This window comes from Cellvibrio sp. 25HG11W-0 (genome assembly GCF_057815475.1).
This window is the reverse complement of record NZ_CM174230.1, coordinates 1,606,140-1,631,156: the sequence shown is the minus strand read 5'-3', so window position 1 is coordinate 1,631,156 and position 25,017 is coordinate 1,606,140. Positions and strand designations below refer to the sequence as shown.

8 protein-coding genes are annotated in these 25,017 nt (G+C 49.6%); 3 read left to right on the top strand and 5 right to left on the bottom strand.

Features of this window, described 5'->3' with window-relative positions; all coding sequences use genetic code 11:
* Positions 1–139 precede the first annotated feature (139 nt).
* Positions 140–787 carry a 2-polyprenyl-3-methyl-6-methoxy-1,4-benzoquinone monooxygenase gene (gene coq7, locus AC0KUT_RS06700; protein WP_488834540.1) on the top strand — a complete coding sequence of 216 codons (648 nt, stop codon included), beginning with the start codon at positions 140–142 and terminating at the stop codon, positions 785–787.
* A 106-nt stretch (positions 788–893) separates the two neighbouring features.
* Here the strand turns inward: coq7 and crp are convergent, their stop codons facing one another.
* On the bottom strand, positions 894–1,529 hold the full coding sequence (crp, locus tag AC0KUT_RS06695) for a cAMP-activated global transcriptional regulator CRP (protein WP_488834538.1): 636 nt from the start codon (positions 1,527–1,529) through the stop codon (positions 894–896).
* A gap of 257 nt (positions 1,530–1,786) precedes the next feature.
* Here crp and AC0KUT_RS06690 point away from each other — a divergent pair, with 257 nt between their 5' ends.
* On the top strand, positions 1,787–2,206 hold the full coding sequence (locus AC0KUT_RS06690; protein ID WP_488834536.1) for an OsmC family protein: 420 nt from the start codon (positions 1,787–1,789) through the stop codon (positions 2,204–2,206).
* A gap of 82 nt (positions 2,207–2,288) precedes the next feature.
* On the opposite strand, the gene AC0KUT_RS06685 is transcribed toward AC0KUT_RS06690, so the two are convergent.
* On the bottom strand, positions 2,289–2,978 hold the full coding sequence (locus AC0KUT_RS06685) for a DUF3313 family protein (RefSeq protein ID WP_488834535.1): 690 nt from the start codon (positions 2,976–2,978) through the stop codon (positions 2,289–2,291).
* Between the two features lie 330 nt (positions 2,979–3,308).
* On the opposite strand from AC0KUT_RS06685, the gene AC0KUT_RS06680 reads away from it, so the two are divergent.
* Positions 3,309–3,794 carry an SRPBCC family protein gene (locus AC0KUT_RS06680; protein WP_488834534.1) on the top strand — a complete coding sequence of 162 codons (486 nt, stop codon included), beginning with the start codon at positions 3,309–3,311 and terminating at the stop codon, positions 3,792–3,794.
* A 72-nt stretch (positions 3,795–3,866) separates the two neighbouring features.
* On the opposite strand, the gene purL is transcribed toward AC0KUT_RS06680, so the two are convergent.
* From purL to AC0KUT_RS06665, 3 genes are all read right to left on the bottom strand, one after another.
* Positions 3,867–7,739: a phosphoribosylformylglycinamidine synthase gene (purL, locus tag AC0KUT_RS06675; protein ID WP_488834533.1), complete on the bottom strand. Its 3,873-nt coding sequence runs from the start codon at positions 7,737–7,739 to the stop codon at positions 3,867–3,869.
* Between the two features lie 890 nt (positions 7,740–8,629).
* The gene (locus AC0KUT_RS06670) at positions 8,630–9,118 is read right to left on the bottom strand and encodes a hypothetical protein (RefSeq protein ID WP_488834532.1); all 489 of its coding nucleotides are present in this window, start codon (positions 9,116–9,118) and stop codon (positions 8,630–8,632) included.
* Positions 9,115–24,966 carry an FG-GAP-like repeat-containing protein gene (locus AC0KUT_RS06665; protein WP_488834530.1) on the bottom strand — a complete coding sequence of 5,284 codons (15,852 nt, stop codon included), beginning with the start codon at positions 24,964–24,966 and terminating at the stop codon, positions 9,115–9,117. The genes AC0KUT_RS06670 and AC0KUT_RS06665 overlap by 4 nt, the downstream gene beginning before the upstream one ends.
* Positions 24,967–25,017: the final 51 nt, after the last annotated feature.

Genomic DNA, 25,017 nt, shown 5'->3' with positions numbered 1-25,017 from the left:
GGAAAAAGCCAATACTCAACTTAACATTGAGCCTCATATCCTCAAACTAAGCGCGCCCAATCGTTTTTCAGTTACTCTTTAGGTTACGTCAAAGGCGCTTTTCTGATTAAATGAAGCCTGAATTCATAGGGGAAAGAGTATGTCAACCACACGCCTAAGTTTTGTAGATCAACTCATTATTAATGCCGACCGCGCACTGCGCACCCTGGCCGCAGGCAGTGATCTACAAGCCGAGCGCCCCTCGCCCGCCAAAGCCCTGAACGAACCAGAACTAACCGATACCGAGCGCAAACAAGCCGCAGCATTAATGCGTGTTAATCACACCGGCGAAGTCTGCGCGCAAGCGCTCTACCAAGGACAAGCACTCACGGCCAAATTGCCAGAAGTTAGAACAGAGATGGAACAAGCAGCCGCCGAAGAAGTTGATCACTTGGTTTGGTGCCAAGAGCGCCTCGACGCACTGGGCAGTCACAGCAGCTATTTGAATCCACTCTGGTATGGCATGTCTTTCGTCATAGGCGCAGGCGCAGGCTTGGTGAGTGATAAGATAAGCTTAGGCTTTGTGGCCGCCACGGAAGATCAAGTCTGCCAGCACCTCAAGAGTCACTTGCAAGAATTACCGCTACAGGATCAGCGCAGCCGCGCCGTGGTAGAACAAATGCTGGAAGATGAAGCGCGCCATGCAGCAATGGCGTTAGAGGCTGGTGGTTATAACTTCCCTGCTCCCGTAAAAGGTTTGATGAGTCTCACCGCAAAAGTGATGACGAAAAGCAGCTACTACCTTTAGGCCCTTGCACGAAACTCTTCTGTACCGCCCTAAAACTAGCTGCCAACAAAAAAGCCCGCAATGTTGCGGGCTTTTTACTGACTAAGTTTGATGCTAATTCAAAACCCTAGCGCGTACCGTAAACCACCATGGTTTTGCCTTTCACCATCACCAAGCCCTGCTCTTCAAGGGTCTTAAGTACACGGCCTACCATTTCACGCGAACAACCCACGATACGACCAATCTCTTGGCGCGTGATTTTAATTTGCATCCCATCAGGATGGGTCATTGCATCAGGCTCTTTGCACAGCTCCAACAATGTACGCGCAACGCGACCGGTTACGTCAAGGAAAGCAAGATCGCCGACTTTGCGTGTGGTCGCACGCAAACGACGCGCCATTTGGCTGCCGAGTGCAAACAAGAATTCAGGGTGGGATTCAGAAATTTCTTGGAACTTGGTGTAACTTATTTCAGCAACTTCACATTCCGCTTTAGCACGAACCCATGCACTGCGTGAATCCTTAGCATCAAACAAACCCATTTCGCCAAAAAAGTCACCGTCATTCAAATAGGCCACAATCATTTCGCGGCCTTCGTCATCTTCAATTAAAACGGTTACCGAACCTTTCACAATGTAATAAAGAGAGTCACTTTTATCGCCAGCATAAATAATAGTGCTCTTTGCGGGATAACGACGACGATGACAATGGATTAAAAACTCTTCCACATTCTTAATGTGCGGTGTTAGTGAGACAGCGACCAAAGTGTGGCTCCTGCTAATTTTATAAGATGAATCGATAGTTAAAATTGATTATGACCACAAGGTTGCCTTGCTGCTAGCCATAATACAATTGATGCACAATTTTTGTGATGCAGTTATAAGCCTAGAGAGATGCTATGTCCATCTAATTACCGTAATTCGCTTTTTAAGGTAGATTTTGGCGCCATTTTTTGGTTTATAGAACAGCTGTGTTACTCTGCCACACTTATTTTGGCGCAATTTTTTAGCTGGGGAAAAACATGCAAGCAGTGGTTAAGTGGGTTGATGGTGCTCAGTTTTTAGGTGAATCAGGCAGTGGACACGCCGTCCTCATGGACGGTCCTGCTGATCATGGTGGTCGCAATACGGGCGTGCGCCCAATGGAAATGCTGCTCCTCGGTTTAGGCGGCTGCTCCTCTTTTGATGTGATGAGTATTCTCACCAAAGCGCGTCAAGCCGTCACTGACTGTCGCTGTGAGTTAGAGGCTGAGCGCGCGGATGGCGTGCCTTCTCCTTTCACTAAAATTCACATGAAATTTATCGTGACTGGAAAAGAATTGAAAGACACTCAAGTTAAACGTGCTGTAGAGCTATCTGCTACTAAATACTGCTCTGCATCAATAATGCTCGAAGCAGGTGGCGTAGCAATTAGTCATTCTTATGAAATTCGTGAAGCCTAAACTAATTTAAAAATCGTTTAAGAAAAAGGCTCAGTGCAGTTATGCACTGAGCCTTTTTCTTTATGAGGACCCACCCGCGCGTTTAGCGAGAAAGTCGCTGTAATTCAGTTCGCAATTTGCCTAACCATGCATTAAAAGCAAGACGCACTTGGCGATTATTGAGTGCTCGGTTGTTCTCTTCCCAAATACGCCCTAAATCGCGCTGATCGGTGATGATGGCCAACACCTTACCGCTCACAGAATCATAGAGCGACAACTCTAAGGTCATAGTGCCAAACCCTTCAGAGTACACTTTCATAATGCCAGGGCGCCCATCGCTATCATCTTTACTGGCCAGAGGTGCAATTTGCACAACCCGCGCTCTTACACGCAACACATCAGGAGCGGCATCCATCGCTGTGGCATAGCTACCATCCACCACCAAGTTATTGATTAGGGCTTCGGTATAGCGCTCTTGATAGTAGAGCTTGTCTTTATCACTAAGCACCCAAGGCTTACCCACTCGCAGATGATTTGATGATGGCTGGAGAATATTTACATCCTCCATATCGAGTTGCTCCACCAAAAGTTTTCTGTACTGAGAAAATTTTGCCCCTTGGGCCACAAAGGTGCCATCAAAACTGGCCTGTTGCAGTGCTGTCAAACCCGCGGCATCCGCTTTAGCTTGGGCTGCACGCTCGTGAGGCTTACTCATGGAGCAGGCTGCTAGCAACAGCGCACTAAGGCTCAAGAGCCCTAACTTTAATGCCCACGATTTTAAAGAAGCATTCATAACGGTTTCCTATATCAGCATGAAAAAAAATGGCAGTCGCAACCGAAAATTAATTAACAGCGAGCATCTTAACGCTTACGACAGTGCTAAGACACACAAGCATTCATAATACTCCCAAGTTTTACCTTTTAAGTTGTTAAAGAGTGTACTCTTTCAACTCTGCGCATTTGTACGAACCCATGCCTGTCATAAGCATGGCCGCCCTCATAAAACCTCACATTCAGATTCATTCAATACAACTGAAACACTTGCTTGCGAGACTATTCGACAAGTGCGTTTGTTGCGCTTAAGATTCTGCGTCCACCCCATCTGACGTTCTGGAGCCATGTCATGCCTACTCCCATTAACCCACTGCTCGATTTACACTTTGAGCGACCCGTCGCGCTCCCAAAAGAAAAAATTTGGCACGCATGGACTACCCCCGCCCTCATTACCCAATGGTTTACACCCAACCCATGGAAGACCATTGAATGCGAAATCGATTTACGCCCCGGCGGCATCTTCAGTACCCTCATGCAATCTCCTGAAGGACAAAACTTTCCCAACATGGGCTGCTTTTTGGAGATCATTCCCAACCAGCGCCTAGTCTGGACCAATGCCTTTGAACCTGGCTTTCGCCCTGCCAAAATCGACGACACCATGTTTGCATTTACGGGCATAATTGAATTGAGCGATCACCCTGAAGGCACGCTGTATAGCGCCACTGTCATGCACGGGGATACGGATAGCTGCCACAAGCACAACTCCATGGGCTTTCATCAAGGCTGGGGTGCAGCACTGGATCAGTTGGTCGCGCTTATGCAGCAGCACCAATAGAAACACTCATGGCAATAAAAAACCCAAGGCCTTGCGACCTTGGGTTTTTTATTGTTTAACCTTGCGAAATGCTTAGCTTACAAACACGCGCGCATTTCTAAACAGACGCAGCCAAGCACCATCATCTTGCCAATCATCTGGTTTCCAAGAGTTGGTCACAGCGCGGAATACACGCTCGGGGTGCGGCATCATGATAGTTGCACGACCATCGCGGCTGGTAACACTGGTGATGCCAAGCGGAGAACCATTGGGGTTGGCCGGATAGGTTTCAGTGGCCTGCAGATTGTTGTCGATAAAACGCATCGCCACAGTGCCACTGGTGTTGCAGCTATTCAAAGCTGCGCTATTCGCGAACTCCGCATAGCCCTCACCGTGAGCAACCGCCACAGGCATGTGCGAACCTGCCATACCCTTAAAGAGTACCGAGGGCGATTCCTGCACCTGAACCAAGCTGAAACGCGCTTCAAACTGTTCAGACACATTGCGCACAAAACGCGGCCAATGGTCAGCGCCGGGGATCAGATTCTTCAAATTGGACATCATCTGACAGCCGTTGCAAATACCCAAGCTGAAGGTTTCGTTGCGCTGGAAGAATGCTTCAAACTCGTCGCGCACTTTGCTGTTAAACAAAATCGTTTTCGACCAGCCTTCACCCGCACCCAACACATCGCCGTAAGAGAAACCACCACAGGCGACTAGGCCTTTAAATGCTTCAAGCGATACGCGCCCAGAGAGCAAGTCGCTCATGTGTACATCAACCGCGTTAAATCCAGCGCGATCAAACGCTGCCGCCATTTCTACATGACCATTCACACCCTGCTCACGCAACACGGCGATTGAGGGCCGCACGCCGGTGTTGATAAAGGGGGCAGCTACATCTTCATTTTGATCAAAGCTGAGCTTTACACTCAAACCAGGGTCAGCTTGCATCAAGCCGTCAAACTCCTGTTGCGCACAGGTAGGATTGTCTCGCAAGGCTTGTAAGCGATAACTGGTTTCAGCCCACAGGCTGTGTAACATAGCGCGCGATTGATCAAAAATAACGGCGTCATTCTGGCTAATACGCAAGGTGTCTTCGTGATTCAACTGGCCGATTACTTGCGCGTGGGTTACCCCCGCCGCCTTAAAGCGGGCAATGACGTCAGCAGATTTATCGCGCGCCACCTGAACAACTGCACCCGCTTCTTCACTGAACAATACCGCGAGCGCATCCTCGCCCAAACCATCCAAATTAATATCGACACCCGTGTGACCGGCAAACGCCATTTCCGCTACTGTGGCAAACAAGCCGCCGTCACTGCGGTCGTGGTAAGCCAGCAAATCATTGGCCGCCAAGCTTGCCTGCATAGCATTGAAGAAGCCTTTCAGTTGCGCGCCTGAATCCAAATCGGCAGGCGTATCACCCAGCTCGTTGTAAACCTGCGCCAGAATCGAACCACCTAAACGGTTTTTACCATTGCCCAAATCCAACAAAATCAGGTCGGTTAAACTGCTGTTGGTACGCAGTTGCGGCGTTAGGGTTTGGCGCACATCCACGACAGGTGCAAAAGCCGAAATAACCAAGGATAACGGCGAGGTCACGGCTTTGTTTTGGCCGTCATCCTGCCATGCAGTGCGCATGGACATAGAGTCTTTGCCCACCGGAATCGTAATACCCAACTCCGGGCACAGCTCCATCCCTACGGCGTGTACCGTGCGGTAAAGCTTCTCGTCTTCACCTTTGTGGCCAGCAGCACACATCCAATTGGCGGAGAGTTTTACGTCGCTAAGCGTTTCTATACGCGTTGCCGCAATATTGGTAATGGCTTCAGCAATCGCCATACGACCAGAAGCAGGTGCATCTAGCAGCGCAAGCGGGGTGCGCTCGCCCATGCTCATGGCTTCGCCTTTAATACTGTCGTAGCTCACGGTCGTCACAGCGCAGTCAGCTACTGGCACCTGCCAAGGGCCAACCATTTGATCGCGCACTACCATACCGGTTACCGAGCGGTCGCCGATGGTGATAAGAAAGTTTTTACTGGCCACAGAAGGATGCTTAAGCACCCGCTCAGCCGCGTCGTTAATATTGATGTCGTCAGTTTCAAAGCTGTTCACGGCGGGGCGATGAGCATCGGCACTGCGGTGCATTTTAGGCGGCTTGCCGAACAATACGGACATGGGCAAATCGACGGGCTTAGCGTCGAAATGCTTGTCATTCACCAACAAATGCTTCTCGTCGGTCGCCTCACCTACAACTGCATAGGGGCAGCGCTCGCGCGCACAAATGGCTTCAAAGCGGGCCAAATCTTCTGGGTTGATCGCCAACACATAGCGCTCTTGGGATTCATTACACCAAATCGCCAAGGGGCTCATACCGGGTTCGTCATTGGGCACATTGCGCAATTCAAACTTACCGCCGGTACCGCCGTCTTTCACTAATTCGGGGAAGGCATTCGACAAACCGCCCGCGCCCACATCGTGAATAAAGGCAATAGGGTTTTCAGCACCCTGCTGCCAACAAGCGTCGATCACCTCCTGACAACGGCGTTCAATTTCGGGGTTTTGACGCTGAACTGAGGCAAAATCCAAATCTTCAGAGGAGGAACCGGAGGTCATAGAAGAAGCCGCACCACCGCCCAAACCAATCAACATGGCGGGGCCGCCGAGCACTACTAATTTTGATCCCGCCGCAAAGGGCGGCTTATCAACGTGTTCGGCTTTGATATTACCGTAACCACCCGCCAACATAATGGGCTTGTGGTAACCGCGACGCTCGCCATCAAAATCTTCTTCAAAGGTGCGGAAGTAGCCGCAAATGTTGGGGCGACCGAATTCATTGTTGAACGCAGCACCGCCGATGGGGCCTTCAAGCATAATATCGAGCGCGGTCACTATGCGATTGGGCTTACCGTAGTTTTGCTCCCAAGGCTGTATAAAACCCGGCACCTGCAAGTTGGAAACGCTATAACCACTCAAACCCACTTTGGGCTTAGAGCCGCGCCCTACCGCACCTTCATCGCGAATTTCACCGCCCGAACCCGTACCCGCACCCGAGAAGGGTGATATCGCGGTGGGGTGATTGTGGGTTTCCACCTTCATTAATAGGTGAATGGGCTCCTGGTGGTATTCATAGGCTTTGGTGGCAGGATTGGGGTAAAAACGCCCTGCTTCATGACCAGCAACAACAGCCGCGTTATCGGAATAGGCAGAAAGCACATTTTCGCCACCCACTTCATTGGTATTGCGGATCATTTTAAACAGGCTACGCTCTTGCTCGACACCGTCGATAGTCCAAGAGGCATTAAATATTTTGTGGCGACAGTGCTCAGAGTTAGCCTGCGCAAACATCATCAGCTCGACATCGACGGGGTTGCGCCCCAAGGCGATAAAGCTTTCCATCAAGTAATCGATTTCGTCATCGGCCAAGGCCAAGCCCAAGCTGCTGTTGGCCGCAACCAAAGCCGCGCGGCCACCGCCGAGAATATCAATTGAGGTTTGTGGTGCAGGCTCCTGCGCCGTAAAGATCTGCGCCGCCGCTTCAAGGCTGTCGAATACTATCTCTACCATGCGGTCATGCAAGAGCGCGGTAACCGCGCTGTGCTCAGTCGCACTCAATGCACCTTCTATATAGTAAGCAACGCCGCGCTCTACACGCTTAACCGCTTCAAGGCCGGTATTCTTGGCGATATCCGTTGCCTTAGATGCCCAAGGAGAAATTGTCCCCAAACGCGGCACCACCAAAAACAAGGTGCCTTGGTGGCTCACTTCAGCATCCACTCTGGGGCCATAGGTCAGCAACTGTTGCAGAACCTGCTCCTGCGCGCTTGAAAGCGGCGCGGAGAGATTGGCAAGGTGCACAAACTCAGAAGAAATCCCACTTACACCGGGCGCAACCTGTTGCAGGCTGGCAAGGAGTTTTTGGGTACGGAAGCTAGAAAGAGCGGGGGCGCCACGCAGAATCAGCATAGTGAGTTAAGCCTCAAGCATCGGGGGGTAAATTAGAGGGTCGGCATTGTACTTGATTTAGCCGCGCGCCGGAAATTCAATTTTCGTCCCTATCTAGGCCAAGGGTGAGACTCTGGGCATTAGGCTATGATGGTTAAACGAAAGGACGCCTGTGACCTTAAAACCATAAAAACACAAACGAATCTGTTTTGTGTTTTGCGACCTATCCAGATGCATACATGTCCGGTGAAATGACCTCCCTATAAAAGCCCCGCACAGGCAAACCAGTGCGGGGCTTTTAACGTAATGCCAACGAACAGCAAGTACGCCTGGTGGTCCTCCAATTAGCTAAAAGAGTAACTAATAAAAAAGCCCAGTACATTTCTGCACTGGGCTTCGGGCCACTTTTTACGTTAAAAAGAAGATATTAAAAAGGCGAAATAAAAAGGCAATACCTTGCTGTCCGTAAGCCAACAAACTCTCAATCGACTCCATCTTTATAGTATATCAAGGTGTCTGACCCCTTGACCCTTGCAAATTTGGCAGGATGGCAAAACTATTTCTACGTTGAGAAAAACGGAAACTAAACAAACCAGTGCGGATACCCTAACACTTACATTGGCACCATCGGGTGGTGCAGTTGCACTGCTAAAGAAGTAAGTTTTTTGCTCCGCAGCCCTGCAACCGAAGGATGGGGCGAGGGATTGAGTGCCTCGCGGCACGCGCTCCCAAGTTCCCATTTAAAATCACCTGATCAAGTCAATAGGGCCAGACTCACCGCTGGCCCATTCACTCATGCACCTTACGCGCTTGCGCTTGCATTGAAAATCACAAATGACTGAAGAAGGAATAGCCTTTAAAGGAGAAAGCTGAGGACACTTAAGCCTCAGCTTTCCAATTGGTGGGTGTCCTCATTCGCCTATTCTCATTCGCCTATTTATTTCTCCAATCTCATAAAAAAACTGTTCTTTGCTTATGGGATACCAATCTTTAGAGCAACCATATATTAAAGACTTAACATCACCTTCTTGAAACCCCATAAAAATCATAGAATTTTCGTTGCCCCAGAACAGCACATAATTAACCAGCAGGGGATTATCCTTTGCATCACCTCCAACCAGTAATTTGTAGGAAAACACAAAAAAGTCGTCAGCTTTAAATACGTTAAGATCTTTGATTTCAGTAATGTCATCAAGATACCCGTGAGGATTTTCAGACTCTATAATTGAAATACTCTTAAACCCCTGCTGCTTGCCTAAGAAATAATAGTATTCTGCATTTTTATTTTTTTCAAAATCTGCTGGCAAAGTAATAGAACAACCGCCATAGCTAAGATTAATGGGAGTTGCAACTACCCACATCGACAGAGAAAACAATAACATACAAACAACTAGTTTCATTTCTTTATCGACTCCGTAATTGAGTAGTTTAAAATTCCGCACTTATATGTGTTCTTGCAACCATATTCAAAACTGTATCCAAAATCACCAGAACTGAATACTGAGAATGTCGACTTTAAGCTAATTATCTGAGAAACCCCACCCAAACCAGTTCCGGCTACGCCCATAACTTTTCCAAGAGTACCGTTTATGGTTACGTGCCCCCCAGTATCATCAAGCACTGAACTTACATTATCAAGAGTACTACGTGTTGGTGGATTTATAATATTTTTTAATGCCTCATCATTTAGCACCATTAGCTTTGATACAAGTCCAATTCGGGCAATATCAATTTTCATCTGTCGAGAAAGCGCACCGTCTTTAAGATTTAAGTTGGAATAAAGCTCAAACTCTTCCACAAAATCCTTGTCTGACATACTGCCAATTCGCTCCGCCTCCCACTTGGAAGCCAAGGCAACTCTACCCCAATAGTCTTTTGCTTTTTTTATTTCATTCTCACCATTAACCAACTGCATTAGCGCCGCCGAAGTAGCACCATTAGCAAACTTACCTCCCGTCATCTCGCTAACCGTACCACCAATAATTGCCGCGAGCAGCACCCGGGTAGCGGCCTGATTAGCTTGAGTACCAACTATGTCATTTACATTGGTGTATTTGGTCACAAACGCACTCGCAAAACCGTGCCCAAACTTGCCCCCTTGCAATACAGACATAACCCCGCCAACCACACCCTGTGAAGCCGCCCACTGGAGTTTAGTTAACGTATTTGCTGAACCAAAAGTCTGCCCACCCGCTGAAAATGCTTGGCCTACACCATAAAATGCTAGCGAGCTAATCGCACCCGTTAATGCACCTTGTAATATATTTTGACCATTTGCCGCTGCCTGAGCTGCGCCAGATGCAGCACCAATAGCAGCATACATTTGCGCGGTGCAAGTGTTGGCACATAAAACATACCCTGCAACCACCGCAACAATAGCTCCTACAAACTGCCTAAGCGAAAAATACCCACTCGGATCCGTGGCATTTAAAGGATTATTCATTACATAGGAGTAACGGTTATAGCTCTGGGTATTGGCCGCTGCCTGAATAAACGGATCCGCCTGCAAGAAGCGCCCTATGCGTGCATCGTAGATGCGCCCGTTCATGTGGATAATGCCGTAGTCATCCACCATTTCGTGGCCGGTGTAGCCGCGTGTGGTGACTGGGTTTGCAAAGCCTTCGAGACGTAATGCGCCAGTTAAATCTTGAGCCGATATTGCGGCCCAGTCTTCACTGTTGCGCCTTGCGCCCCAAGGGTCAAAGCTCATGGCGTTAGTAACTTCACCTATGGCATTGGTGATGGCATCCACTGAGCCTAGGTGATCGGTGTAAAGGTAACGTTTATCGTGCCCCTCTGCCTGCAAGACCCAATCGAGGGTTTTATAGGTGTGGACTACGCCTGCAACCGTACGCTTCCACTCCACAAGATCGCCGCCAGTGGTCGCACTACTGGTATCGGTCGTGACGATACGCTCAATGCTACCCAGATAGGTGGTAGTGGTGGTTTTGGTCCCTTTAACATCGATACGCTGCCAACGGCTATGGTCGGGGCCATAGGCGAACGCCACGTGGTCGTCCCCGCCACGGCTAATTTTCTTGGCCATGTCATAGCTGGTGTAGTCAAAGTTGCGTCCATCTCCGGATATGGCATTACCGTTAAGATCATAACGATAAGCAGCACCAGCGACGGAGGTCACCGCGTGTGGGCCACCATTACTGCGATCATAGACATAGTCACCTACCCCGGCTTTTTTGGTGATATTGCCCAAACCATCGTATTTAATATCGGCGACGCCACCGCATGAGGGATAGCGCGTAGGCAGGGTCGCCACCAAGCGATTCAGGCCGTCGTAACAGAAACCCTCCTCTTTGGCTTTGTTTTGTAAACCACCTACTTTAGAACCCGCACTAATACGATATTTTAGGTTGCCTACCTCATCCCAATCATAGGTGTTGTTTTGAATGTCTAACAGGCCGGTAACCGTGGCGTTTTGGTTATTCAGCAAACCGGTTTGTTCGTTGTAACTATTGGTGGTGATAGCCCCGTTACTGCGTAACTCTTGCGTTACTTGGCCGCGAGCATTCATAGCCAAAACAGTACTTAGGGCACTGTCGGCACCATTCATGGTCGCCAAGTCTACGGTGCGGTAGGCGTACCCATACTGGTTAAAATGAGTCTGGGTACCGCTGTGCGAGAATACTGCCTGCAATACATCCGTTGTTTGATAGGCACGACCTATGCTGTCGTAATCAATTGCTGTTTGATGATCCTGCCCATCAGGTAAATGCACTACAGTGCCCGATTTACGCCCCAATTGATCATAAGTCGTCTCAGCACAATAGTAGCTTGCATCACAGCCACTAGCCCTACCTGAAGAAGCCTTACTAATAACCTGGGTTAGCTTGCCTTTAGTAGCCTTAGTTACATCCCCACCCAGCGGCGCATCATAAAACCAGGTCGTGCTTTCATCGGCAGCAGTGCGGTAGTCCATGCGCCCAAGCAGATCGTAGCTCATGCTAGTAGATTGACCTTTGGGGTCGCGCTGCTCAAGTAATTCACCAAAAGCGTTGTAGCGGTAATGCCACCAGCCCGCCACGGCACCGCTTGCGCCGCCAGCCCAGTTATTAACACTTTCACAGCTGGCACCTGCACCTGCGCTATAGCCGCCCTTATCGGGATCGTGCATACCGATTTTGCGCCCTAGGCTGTCGTAACACATTTTTACCGTTACTGACGCGACATTTGGAAAAGCGCTCGGTGCATCGTCTGTGGTTGCGGTTAACAAATCACCCTTAAGGGTGTAGGTGTATGCAATCGTCCCCCCGAGATAATCAGTCACTTTTAACAACTGCCCCAAACCATTGCGCAGCTCGGTTTGCGTTTGGCTTTTTGCATTGGTAGTGACAGTCTCCATGCCTGTAGGAGTGGCATTGTAGCTACTGGTTGCTACTGAGTTATCAGGTAGCGTAACGCGTTTTATACGCCCTAAAACATCGTATTCCGTTTTGGTCCAACCCGCTGGCTGACTATTGGCGAAGTAAGGTGTACTTTGAAATTTCACCCGGCCAAACTTGTCGTACTCGCTATCTACATAGATCCAAGTACCATCAAAACCGATTTTGGCGGAGCGGATTGCCCGCCCAAGGGTGTCGTAATAGGTGGCAGTTTGCCCACCGCCGGACATACGAACCTTGGTAACAAAACGGGCACCGCTCGGGCATGATTCAACTGAACAGCTCCGCGTATCTGTACGCGTCCAAGCATTGGAGGCATCTACCCGTAAATACTCCTGACCCATATCATCAAGAAGTACATCCGCCGTTACCCCATTGGCATCGGTAATAGCCGTAACCTGCCCGGTTGCAGGATCGCGCGCATTGATGTTGGACTGATGATCCAGATCGTTCTTGCTCCAGGCTAAATAACGCCCAGTTTCACCATAATTGGTATAGCTATTACGCGCTTGACCTGAGCCTGCGACGGAGACTTGGGTCTTATTACCCCAGTCATCGTAGCTATAGGTAGTAACCAAGGTTTCATTAGCGGTGCCCACTAAGGTCTCAGTGTGCAGCATGCCATTCTGAGCACCACCTTGCGGGTAGTAGGTGAAACTGACGGTCCGCGCTGAGTCTGCATCGCCGTTACGGGTGGTATTAACGGTAGAGGATTTCAACCGGCCGAATTGTTTTTGCCACTCAGACCCAGAAAAGTCGTTAACCGTCGATTTAACCAGAATGTCGCCGCCGCCTTCTGTTTTAATCGACAGAGAAGCTACATTGCCGTAGTCATCGTTGCTCATGATGGTATCGGTAGTAACGGTTTGCAGGGCAGCGCCGTTAGTAACGCCGTTAGTATCGATGGTTGTGCCGGAGCCGTCGCTATTATAGGCAAAGCTCTCTTCAATTCCCTTTTCTATATAGGGTTGGTAACGATTGCCAAGATTATTTGCCCCGGCAATAAGCTTGCGCTTCCAGGTGTTTCGCGCGCGACTGAGCAACTTGCCATCGCTGGTTTGCGATAGCGTTTCTATAGGCGAGCCGATATAGGGCCAATCTTGACGATAGCGTGTCTCGGTTTTAACACCGGTTTGTGGGTCGACGGTAATAAGCGATTCAAAGCCCAGCATACCGCGCCCACCCGCCTGCATACGCAGGTGACGGTAGAAGTAATCCACGCGATTTTTAGCCAAGCTGTTGACGCCACCTGGCGAATTGGATGACGTTGACGGCGCCGTCGACTCAACACTGCTCACGATGGTCATAGGGCCTAAGACTTCGAGCACAGGTGCATCAAGCCGATCAACAGGGTCTATTTGGCCGCTATTAATAAGCGGCAAAAAGGGGCTGTTAATTTGTTTGTAAAATTCAGTGGTATTTATGTCATAGGAAATTGCTGGTTCACATGCAGCAGGCAAGGTACCCGAGTTGGCGCCATAGGGGTTTACAATTTCCCCATGGCACTTTTGATAAGCTTCGGGCGTTATCTTGATATCACCAATCGGTGAATAGTGCTCGGATCGACCTAAGGGCTCGTAACTAATATTCGTTAGATTACCCATACCATCGGTGATTTTTTGGATTTGATCCGATGGCACTATACCTTTAGCCAGACTACGATAGCTATGACCGACAGTTTTGAGATTCCAAGTGGCGTTTTTATACTCAATAGAAACCGCATCAGGCCACGCATCGCCATTGGTATCTATCAGCTGGTAATTTTTACCCAAATCCACCGAAGGAAAGAGCAACTCAGGCGCCGTTAAATTGTTTAACTTGCTGCTCCAGTACTGAATACGAACATCTTTGGTCCCAGAAGCGTTCTTTTTGGTGGAGACAAAATCCATTTTTCCATCGTGGTTCATATCTGCAAAGCTTACGTCTTCTGGCGTATTTTGCAAAAGTACTTGCTCGCTAAAACCGCCCCCCGTATTGAGTCGGAAATACCAGTCACCCTCCCCCTTGACACAACGCCAATCGCCAGCAGCTCCTAAATAACCGTCCGTATCAATATTGGCGCAAGTTACTTTACCCAAAAAGTATGCGGTATCCGCTAAACCATCACCGTTGATATCCGCAGCAATTATCTTGTCAATTGCATGGCCAAACCCATCAGAGGGTGAGTCGAGCGTATCGTAGAATTGAAATTGACCATTGTTTGTCGCAAGGAATACTTTATAGGCAATCTGCTCGGTTTCACCGCCGTTTGTAAGTGTCCCTTTATAACGGATAGCAACATCCATTTTCCCATCCGCATTAAAGTCCGCCATTGTCATAGCGTTATCTGCTTCGGCATCTATTATCAGACCATCAGTCGGATTGTTTACAACTTCGCCAACAGCGCCAAATACCAATTGGTAAACCGTCGCATTAGAGAACTTATAGTAACGACTATTGGTGTGACCGGTGGTATCACTAGGATCAAACCTTGGTGTCAACGAATAGACATTTAAGGTGCCATTAAATGTATCAATTCCAATAACATCACTTAAACCATCCGAGTCTACATCGCCCACACTCAGGTGCTTCCAATTTGCAAAGGGCAGGACTACGTTCGATTCATTTTGAAACTCTAGCTTCCAACCATCATTAGTTGGCACAGATAGATACAACTCCCACTTTGCAGTTGAGTTGTATGAATAACTTCTATATATGAGTAAATCCTGACGACCATCACCGTTGTAATCAATGGGCATAAAGCGCGGCGGATTTTTGCCATTACTATCGGGCGAGTTAACCAATAAGCTTATAGGTGTTTTGGTTCCGCTCGCCGCGCCGACATCTAGCGCATAGTAAGCATTCCAATTACCACTGCTAAACTTACTCCAGATCATATCGGCCATACCATTGCCGTTAATATCCATAAACTGGTATGGACCTAACGAACCAGCACCGAGATCAACACTGCCGAAATCCTGACCGTAGCTCAGCAATTCGTTGGGTTTATTCCAGTCAAAAGTCGTTGCTGGATAACATTGACCAACAGCCGAACATTCAGTCACCGAATCTATACGGCTGGTATATGCATTTGGTTGCAGCGGATTGCCCGGTGCATAACCTAAGTTATAAATACGAGCCACAGTTGCACTCGAAGTTGCACAACCACCGTTATAAACGCTAACACTGGACAAACGTTCTGTTGTACGAATCTCCGCACCAGCTACATAAGCCGATTGATCATCGTTAAATAATTGACCAGACACATACGAGGTACGCGGTTCATAACCAAACTGCACAAAAGCGCCACAATTACTGGACTCAGGGTATCTATCGCTAAACGCGTAGCGGATTTCTTTTACACGATAGTTTGTCGTATTACCTTCATAAACATAGGCAATAGGATTGCCGACATTGTCAGCAAAGTACTTGAGCCCCCAGGTTAAAACGCCTTTCGATGTTCTTAATTCCGAGGCGTCCTCGCCCAACCCACCGTAGGTCGTTAAGGAGCCGTCTTTACCTTGAACTTCAAAGTAATCGGGGTTGCCGCTACTGCCGCCTTTTGCCGTTACCGTTACAAAAGTATCTATTTCTGTTTTGTAAGTGGCTCCCAGCTCACCATAGGTGGCAGAGCTGCTAGAGGCGAGCATTAATCGCTTACCATCTAAGCAAAATCTATCTGCGCTAGTCCAGGTAATAGGCGCTGCCTGTCCGTCTTGCACGATAGTTTGGCGACAGCGAGTAATACCACTTAAGCCTTCTAAAGCCCAGCCTTTCCCTAAAAGACCATTTCCACCTTGGCTCGAGTAGATGAACCCTAATTGCGGAGTTACACCGGCTATGCCTTCAGGTACTGAAACAGGAATTGAATAGGTTGCTGCGCCCATTTCATTAACGCGGAACGCGCCTTTCACCGAACCTATAAAGGGCCCTTGTGGCTTTTCTCTTGGTGCTGGGTCATTAACTTGACCATTTGTGAGCAGCGGGCTGTCTACCATTTCATCTGTATTTATGGCCGGCACTACGATGGATACCTTGGCCGGCACAGAACATAGTGATGAAGAATTGCATGCAGCTACGCTGTAGCTGTAGGTATTCCCAGCTGTCACGGCTGAATCGGTATAGGCTCTGCCCGATGGAGTAAGCGGCGTGCTCTCTCCCTTAATTAATTTATAAGTCACAGCACCGGTAGATGCGTCCCAACTGAGAAAGACAGACTTTCCTTTAATAACTGCCTTAAAATTATCGGGTACAGCAGGAATAGCAGGCGGGTTGACAATCGCAATGCCAGGTTCAGAACATTGCCCAGTGGTATTACACGCACTAACGGCGTAAGTGTAAGTTTCCCCTGGCGTTACTGATGTGTCGCTATAAGCACGGCCAACAGCTGTCAGCGGTAGTGCATTACGGCTTAGGTTATAGGAAACGCCTCCATCTGATTCCGTCCAACTAACATCAATATTTGCACCGTTTACAACGGCACTTACAAACGGGGCAGATGGCGGTAGGTCGCCAGTAAGAAGCACTGATTTATACGGCGACGTAATACATTCACCTGAAGGCACACAGTTTTTAAGTGCAAACTCGTAAAAGCCAGGTAAGCGATTAATGGTAAACACCTGCACACTATTAGATGTAGTTCCGTTTTGAAGCTGAACAGATCCTCTCACCCGATCTTGAACAATCCAACTATACCCCCCCCCCACAAGGAAGGTAATAGTAGTCGGGCCCGACGCATAAGCATCAAAGTAAGGTCCAGCGGGAATATTTAACGTTGCGCTGCCCGGTGAAGAGCATTGATCCTGAGCATTACAAGCTCTAACTTTATAGACATGCGTACCGGCGTTTAACGTAGTGTCAACGAACTTATTTGTCGAGAGTGTAAACTCTGTATCACTGTCACGCTGCACACGATAATTCGCGGTACCTGTCGGTGTATCCCAACTTACGGTTACAGAGGCACCTCCAAATATAGCCGCTACCGACGGTGGTGCCGGTAACACAGGGGTAGAGTCATAAACTATTGTGGCCGAGTCTGGCGCCGAACATTCACGCTGAACATTGCAAGCTCTTATTGAATAGGTGTACTCAACACCAGAAATCACAGAGCTATCAACATATGAAAGCCCCGTTAACTCTATGGGCGCAGCTAAGTTACGTACCAATTGATAATATGATGCCCCGCTCTGCAAAGTCCAACTAGCTCGGACACCTTGAGCAACATTGATAAGCGATAGCTCTGGTACCGCAGGAGGAATTCTCACTTCCTTGGTCGCTGATGAACAATCACCATTTATATTGCATGCTTGAACGGTGTAAATATAGGTTCTGCCTGATAGCACCAGGCTATCGGTATAAGACGTTGCAGCAGGTAAAGGCAATAGAACAGATCCCCTGTCCCTTAGCAACTTATAAGACACAGCACCGACAGGAGAGGTCCAGCTAAGACTTACAACAGTGCCATTAACCACAGCGGTTACTGCAGGGGCAGCCGGAGGCACGCTCCCACTTACCAAAATGATATTGGATAGCCAAGTGCTGCATCCATTTGTCGTTGGGTAGCAGTTATAAAGTTTATAGGTATAGCTGCCAGAAGGCCGAGTTAACAAAAATGTTCGAGTCTTGCTAATTGCCGATTCATCTAAATTCGGTACCCTACTCCAAATCCCATCTACTAACTCCTCAACATACCAAGAGTAAGTGCTACCAACTATAAGCTGAACTTGATTGGCGACTGTTGATACAACTTGAAATAGAGGCTGGTCAGGGACGCTGGCAGTTACGGTACCTGCTACCGAACACTGGTTATTAAGATTGCATGCTTTGACAGAATAAAGATAACCACTATTAGATTGAATATCTTTATCAACGTAGCTAGTGCCTGAGGAAACAATTGGAACGCCATTTCGCTCAAATTTATAAGAAACTGCTCCTGAGGGTGCATTCCAAGTAACGTCGATAGAAGCTCCTTTAAACTCAGCTGATACCGCAGGTGCTAGAGGGGCTGCAGAGCCTGTTGGACCATCCACGCTTAAATAATCAACATTTGGACCACCTTTACCAATGGTCGCAACCGCACGAATTTTGTTAGCGCCTGCCAATACTTGAACAGTGGTAGTTTGATCCAACCACTTAGCCCAACTGCCTCCGGCAGTAAAGCTCAATGCCCCCTGAGATACACCGTTAACAAATATCTCCATTGGCCTAGAAGTAGCGACGCTATCACCATTAGCGTAGCGGAAATTCAACGCTGCTGTACCCGCAGCAACAGCATTGATATCCCACTCAACATAGCTACCTAAAACGGAATCATAATCAACAAAGCCCCGCCCAGAATATCCAGGATGATTTGTGGCCGTTACTCCGCGATATACGAACGCATCCTCAGCTTCATAGAGAGTACTTAATACGGTCGGCACAGTGATTTCAGATACAGCTTCGGCCGAGCATTCACCGCCTGCACTACAGGCTTTGAGCCTATAGATGTACAGCGTGCCCGGCGTCACATCGCTATCAAGATACGAGGTCCCCGTTGGGGTTAAAGGGCTGGTATTGCGCGTGAGCGAATAAGAAGCCGCTCCGCTTACCGTATTCCAGCTGGCCAGCACTGAAGTGCCACTCATGCTGGTGCTCAAAGTTGGGATAGCCGGCGGAGCTGTACCCGTCAAGGTTACTGATTGGGATGACGAGGTACTACAACCATCGGTTACGGGATAGCAGTTATAAATGCGGTAACTGTAGGTGCCTGCAGGGCGGGTAATGCTATAGGACTGGGTAGCACCTAGTGCAACGCCCGTCTGAACACTCGTCCAGTTACCACCAACCTGCTCATCAATGTGCCAAGAGTAGGTATTGCCCACCAAGAACACCACAGTGTTAGTACCGCTGGTATTCACCTCGAATAAGGGCGCACTATTGGATACGCTAACGGTTGCACTACCCGCCGCCGAGCATTGGCCAGTGGCATTACAGGCTTTCACCGTATAGGTGTAACTTCCCGTGCTGATGGCAGTATCCCGATAGGAATTACCCGATGCACTTAGGGTGCTGCCATTTCGTTGCAGCTGATACGAAGAGGTACCTGATGGCGCGTTCCAGCTAACGGCCACCGAGGCACCCTTAAAGACAGCAGATACCGTCGGTACCGCAGGGATAGACAAAAGCTCGAACGTAGCCGTTGCGGCAGCAGAGCATTGACCTGCAGCGTTACAGGCTTTGAGTGTATAGGTATATGAATTACCTGAAGCAACGCCGCTATCCGTATACGTCGTCCCAGTCGGCGACAAGCTCGTAGTATCACGCTTTAGCTGATACGACGTGGTATAGGTCGGAGCATTCCAATTCAATATGACAGAAGTACCATTAACACTACCGGTTAATACAGGCACTGCGGGAACTGCAGGATACGTAATGGTAACGCTGTCTGCCGCAGAGCAAGCACTAATCGCATTACAAGCCTTGACCGAATAGGTGTAGGTTTCACCCGGCACTATCGTTGAATCTGCATAGCTAGTACCTGAAGGGCTCAATACTTTAGTACCACGCAACAGCTGGTAAGTGGCAGCGCCACTTGGAGCCGTCCAACTAACGTTGATAACGCCCGCGCCGACGGATGCTGAAATAGTCGGAACTGTAGGTATAGGTGCAACGGTGTAACTCAATGTCGCCTCTGCTGAACACTGTCCAACACTGTTACACGCTTTTATACCGTAGGTATACGTTGTACCGGAGGTAACATTGGTTTCCCGATAAGACGTTTGCGTGGTGGTCGTGGGCGCTGCAGCGTTGCGACGGAATTGATAATTTACGGCACCAGCGGGAGAACTCCAACTCACCACCAAGTCTGCACCGGACAGAACCGAACTGATCGACGGAACCGCTGGAATAGCTGGCGGTGTAATCGTCGAGGTGGCTGCAGCAGAACATTCACCCGTTGCATTACAGGCTTTTAAGAGATAGGTATAAAGCGTGCCCGGCGTCACATCGCTATCAAGATACGAGGTCCCCGTTGGGGTTAAAGGGCTGGTATTGCGCGTGAGCGAATAAGAAGCCGCTCCGCTTACCGTATTCCAGCTGGCCAGCACTGAAGTGCCACTCATGCTGGTGCTCAAAGTTGGGATAGCCGGCGGAGCTGTACCCGTCAAGGTTACTGATTGGGATGACGAGGTACTACAACCATCGGTTACGGGATAGCAGTTATAAATGCGGTAACTGTAGGTGCCTGCAGGGCGGGTAATGCTATAGGACTGGGTAGCACCTAGTGCAACGCCCGTCTGAACACTCGTCCAGTTACCACCAACCTGCTCATCAATGTGCCAAGAGTAGGTATTGCCCACCAAGAACACCACAGTGTTAGTACCGCTGGTATTCACCTCGAATAAGGGCGCACTATTGGATACGCTAACGGTTGCACTACCCGCCGCCGAGCATTGGCCAGTGGCATTACAGGCTTTCACCGTATAGGTGTAACTTCCCGTGCTGATGGCAGTATCCCGATAGGAATTACCCGATGCACTTAGGGTGCTGCCATTTCGTTGCAGCTGATACGAAGAGGTACCTGATGGCGCGTTCCAGCTAACGGCCACCGAGGCACCCTTAAAGACAGCAGATACCGTCGGTACCGCAGGGATAGACAAAAGCTCGAACGTAGCCGTTGCGGCAGCAGAGCATTGACCTGCAGCGTTACAGGCTTTGAGTGTATAGGTATATGAATTACCTGAAGCAACGCCGCTATCCGTATACGTCGTCCCAGTCGGCGACAAGCTCGTAGTATCACGCTTTAGCTGATACGACGTGGTATAGGTCGGAGCATTCCAATTCAATATGACAGAAGTACCATTAACACTACCGGTTAATACAGGCACTGCGGGAACTGCAGGATACGTAATGGTAACGCTGTCTGCCGCAGAGCAAGCACTAATCGCATTACAAGCCTTGACCGAATAGGTGTAGGTTTCACCCGGCACTATCGTTGAATCTGCATAGCTAGTACCTGAAGGGCTCAATACTTTAGTACCACGCAACAGCTGGTAAGTGGCAGCGCCACTTGGAGCCGTCCAACTAACGTTGATAACGCCCGCGCCGACGGATGCTGAAATAGTCGGAACTGTAGGTATAGGTGCAACGGTGTAACTCAATGTCGCCTCTGCTGAACACTGTCCAACACTGTTACACGCTTTTATACCGTAGGTATACGTTGTACCGGAGGTAACATTGGTTTCCCGATAAGACGTTTGCGTGGTGGTCGTGGGCGCTGCAGCGTTGCGACGGAATTGATAATTTACGGCACCAGCGGGAGAACTCCAACTCACCACCAAGTCTGCACCGGACAGAACCGAACTGATCGACGGAACCGCTGGAATAGCTGGCGGTGTAATCGTCGAGGTGGCTGCAGCAGAACATTCACCCGTTGCATTACAGGCTTTTAAGAGATAGGTATAAAGCGTGCCCGGCGTCACATCGCTATCAAGATACGAGGTCCCCGTTGGGGTTAAAGGGCTGGTATTGCGCGTGAGCGAATAAGAAGCCGCTCCGCTTACCATATTCCAGCTGGCCAGCACTGAAGTGCCACTCATGCTGGTGCTCAAAGTTGGGATAGCCGGCGGAGCTGTACCCGTCAAGGTTACTGATTGGGATGACGAGGTACTACAACCATCGGTTACGGGATAGCAGTTATAAATGCGGTAACTGTAGGTGCCTGCAGGGCGGGTAATGCTATAGGACTGGGTAGCACCTAGTGCAACGCCCGTCTGAACACTCGTCCAGTTACCACCAACCTGCTCATCAATGTGCCAAGAGTAGGTATTGCCCACCAAGAACACCACAGTGTTAGTACCGCTGGTATTCACCTCGAATAAGGGCGCACTATTGGATACGCTAACGGTTGCACTACCCGCCGCCGAGCATTGGCCAGTGGCATTACAGGCTTTCACCGTATAGGTGTAACTTCCCGTGCTGATGGCAGTATCCCGATAGGAATTACCCGATGCACTTAGGGTGCTGCCATTTCGTTGCAGCTGATACGAAGAGGTACCTGATGGCGCGTTCCAGCTAACGGCCACCGAGGCACCCTTAAAGACTGCCGAGACAGTCGGGGCAGCGGGAATAGGTAGCAACTCCACAGTAACCACTGCATCCGTAGAACAAAGACCTGCGCTGTTACAGGCTTTCAGCGTATAGCTATAGGTGTTGCCTGCTGAAACAGAGGTATCTGTATAAGAGGTTCCGGTCGAGCTAAGGGTGGTATTACCACGTTTTAACTGATACGACGCTGTATAAGTCGGCGCATTCCAATTCAGGACGACAGAAGTACCAACAACGCTACCAGTAAACTGAGGTATTGCAGGCACTGCAGGATAGGTAATGGTTGTAGTAGCCGCGGTTGAACAATCGCCAATTAGATTACAGGCCTTAACCGAATAGGTGTAGCTGGTACCCGCAACGACCGAAGTGTCGCTATAGCTGGTGCCTGATGCATTCAAGACGGTCGTACCGCGCAGCAACTGGTAACTGCTGGCACCGCTCACGGCTGGCCAGCTGACACTTATCACCCCAGCACCAATCGAGGCAGAAAAAACTGGCACCGCAGGTACTGATGCCACGGTAGCACTGGTTGTCGCTTCAGTTGAGCACTGCCCAACGGCGTTGCATGCCGCTATACCGTAGCTGTAGGTGGCACCGGATGACAGGTTAGTTTCCCGATAGGAATTATCGGTTGTGGTAACCGCTGCAGCACTGTTGCGACGGAATTGATAATAAGAAACACCCGTCGGTGCACTCCAGCTCACAATCAAATCCATACCGGAGAATGTCGTACTGATCGAGGGCTTGGCCGGAATAACGGGCGGGGCTATAGATGAAGTAGACTCCGCCGAGCAATCGCCATTAGCATTACAGGCTTTCACCGCATAGATATAGGAGGTGCCTGGGGTGACACTGTTATCTAGATAGGATGTACCTGTGGATGCTAATGTCGTGGTATTGCGTCGCAACACATAACTGGCCACACCGCTGACACTATTCCAGCTGGCCAATACTGAAGTACCGCTCATAGCCGTGTTCAAAGTCGGTTTGGCTGGCGGCGTTGATCCCACTACAGTCACTGACTTGCTTGAAGAGGTGCTGCAACCATCGGTCACGGGGTAGCAGTTATAAATGCGGTAACTGTAGGTGCCTGCAGAGCGGGTAATGCTATAGGACTGAGTAGCACCTAGCGCACTACCCGTCTGAACACTCGTCCAGCTACCACCAACCTGCTCATCAATGTGCCAAGAGTAGGTATTGCCCACCAAGAACACCACTGTATTAGAACCGCTGGTATTCACCTCGAATAAGGGCGCACTATTGGGGACACCAACGGTTGCACTACCCGCCGCCGAGCACTGACCAGTGGCATTACAGGCTTTCACGGTATAGGTGTAGCTTCCCGTGCTGATAGCGGTATCCAGATAAGAATTACCCGATGCACTTAGGGTGCTGCCATTTCGTTGCAGCTGATACGAAGAAGTACCTGATGGCGCAGACCAACTCACCGAGACCGAAGCGCCTAAAAAGCTGGCCGACACTGTCGGCGCACTGGGTGTGGCTAAAGGAACGGTAATACTAGTAGACGCACCACTGGAACAGCCCGATGCATTACATGCTTTGATGGTGTAGGTATAACCGCTACCGGCAGATACACCCGAGTCAGTGTATGAAGTACCCGATGCAGATAATGAAGTAGAACCACGGACCAACTGATACGAGGTGGTATAGGTCGGTGCCGACCAACTAAGGTACACCGACGAGCCGCTCATCGACGAAGAGATGCTGGGATTAACCGGCACAGGCGCTGTCACGGTAATACTGGCAGAAGCACCCGCAGAACAGCCATTGGAATTACAGGCCTTGACTGTATAGGTGTAGCTGGTTCCGGGAGTTACTGCGCTATCGGTATAACTGGTACCCGAGGCGGACAAACTGGTGCCTCCACGAGTCAGTTGATAAGAGGTAGCACCTGATGGAGCAGACCAACTCACGGCCACAGACGCGCCGCTCATGCCTACAGAAATACTGGGTGCCGCGGGCATTACGACAAGTACTGCGGTAGTCGTCTGGCTGCCGCCGGCACCGGTACAGGTAATGGCATAACTCCAGTTGGAGGTTGTGAGCACAGAGTACACATAGCTACCACTTGACCCAGTACTAGGCGCTCCCGTACAACCGGTGGCGTTGGTAGAAGACCAGCTCAGAGTCGTGTTTTGACCAATAGTCGCCGGATTAGGACTAAATGACACTGACACCGTTGGCGCGGGTGTAGGGGTTGTTATCGAGGAAGAAGCGCCCGACGAGCAGCCATAGGCATTACAGGCTTTTATGATATAAGTATAACTGGCGCCCACGGCCACACTCGAATCGGTATAAGAGGTTCCCGACGCGCTCAGCGTAGTGCCATTGCGAGTTAGCTGATAACTCGTGGCTCCGCTGGGAGCCGACCAGCTAACATAAACGGATGTCCCGCTCATGGTTGCTGAAATACTGGGGTTGACTGGGGGGCTATTACCTACCAGGGTGACAAATGCGCTGGAGGAATAATTACACACACTGGGATTGGTGGGGTAACAACTATAACCACGGAATGTATAGGTGCCCCCCGCGCGCGCGGCAGTGTATGAAGAAGATGTACTTATAGTACTCCAGTTACTCCCCACCTTCTCTTCGATGCGCGTGCTGGCATAATAATTACCCAACTGCACGCTTAGGGTGGTTGCGCTAGTGGCCGTCGCTGTAATCGTCGGTGCTTGCGCCTCCGCCCTAGCAGCGAGCAACAAGAGCAAAAATGATAGCGCAACCAAAACAGAGCGGTACCCGCCCACAAATAATCCTATACGCATAAAATACTTCCCTGATGAGGAGAATGGGTTTAAGTGGAAAATATGAATCTT

Excerpts from the sequence above, each read along its gene's own strand:
- coq7 (WP_488834540.1), top strand. The coding sequence starts at position 140 with ATGTCAACCACACGCCTAAGTTTTGTAGATCAACTCATTATTAATGCC.
- AC0KUT_RS06690 (WP_488834536.1), top strand. The coding sequence starts at position 1,787 with ATGCAAGCAGTGGTTAAGTGGGTTGATGGTGCTCAGTTTTTAGGTGAA.
- AC0KUT_RS06685 (WP_488834535.1), bottom strand. The coding sequence starts at position 2,978 with ATGAATGCTTCTTTAAAATCGTGGGCATTAAAGTTAGGGCTCTTGAGC.
- AC0KUT_RS06680 (WP_488834534.1), top strand. The coding sequence starts at position 3,309 with ATGCCTACTCCCATTAACCCACTGCTCGATTTACACTTTGAGCGACCC.
- purL (WP_488834533.1), bottom strand. The coding sequence starts at position 7,739 with ATGCTGATTCTGCGTGGCGCCCCCGCTCTTTCTAGCTTCCGTACCCAA.
- AC0KUT_RS06670 (WP_488834532.1), bottom strand. The coding sequence starts at position 9,118 with ATGAAACTAGTTGTTTGTATGTTATTGTTTTCTCTGTCGATGTGGGTA.
- AC0KUT_RS06665 (WP_488834530.1), bottom strand. The coding sequence starts at position 24,966 with ATGCGTATAGGATTATTTGTGGGCGGGTACCGCTCTGTTTTGGTTGCG.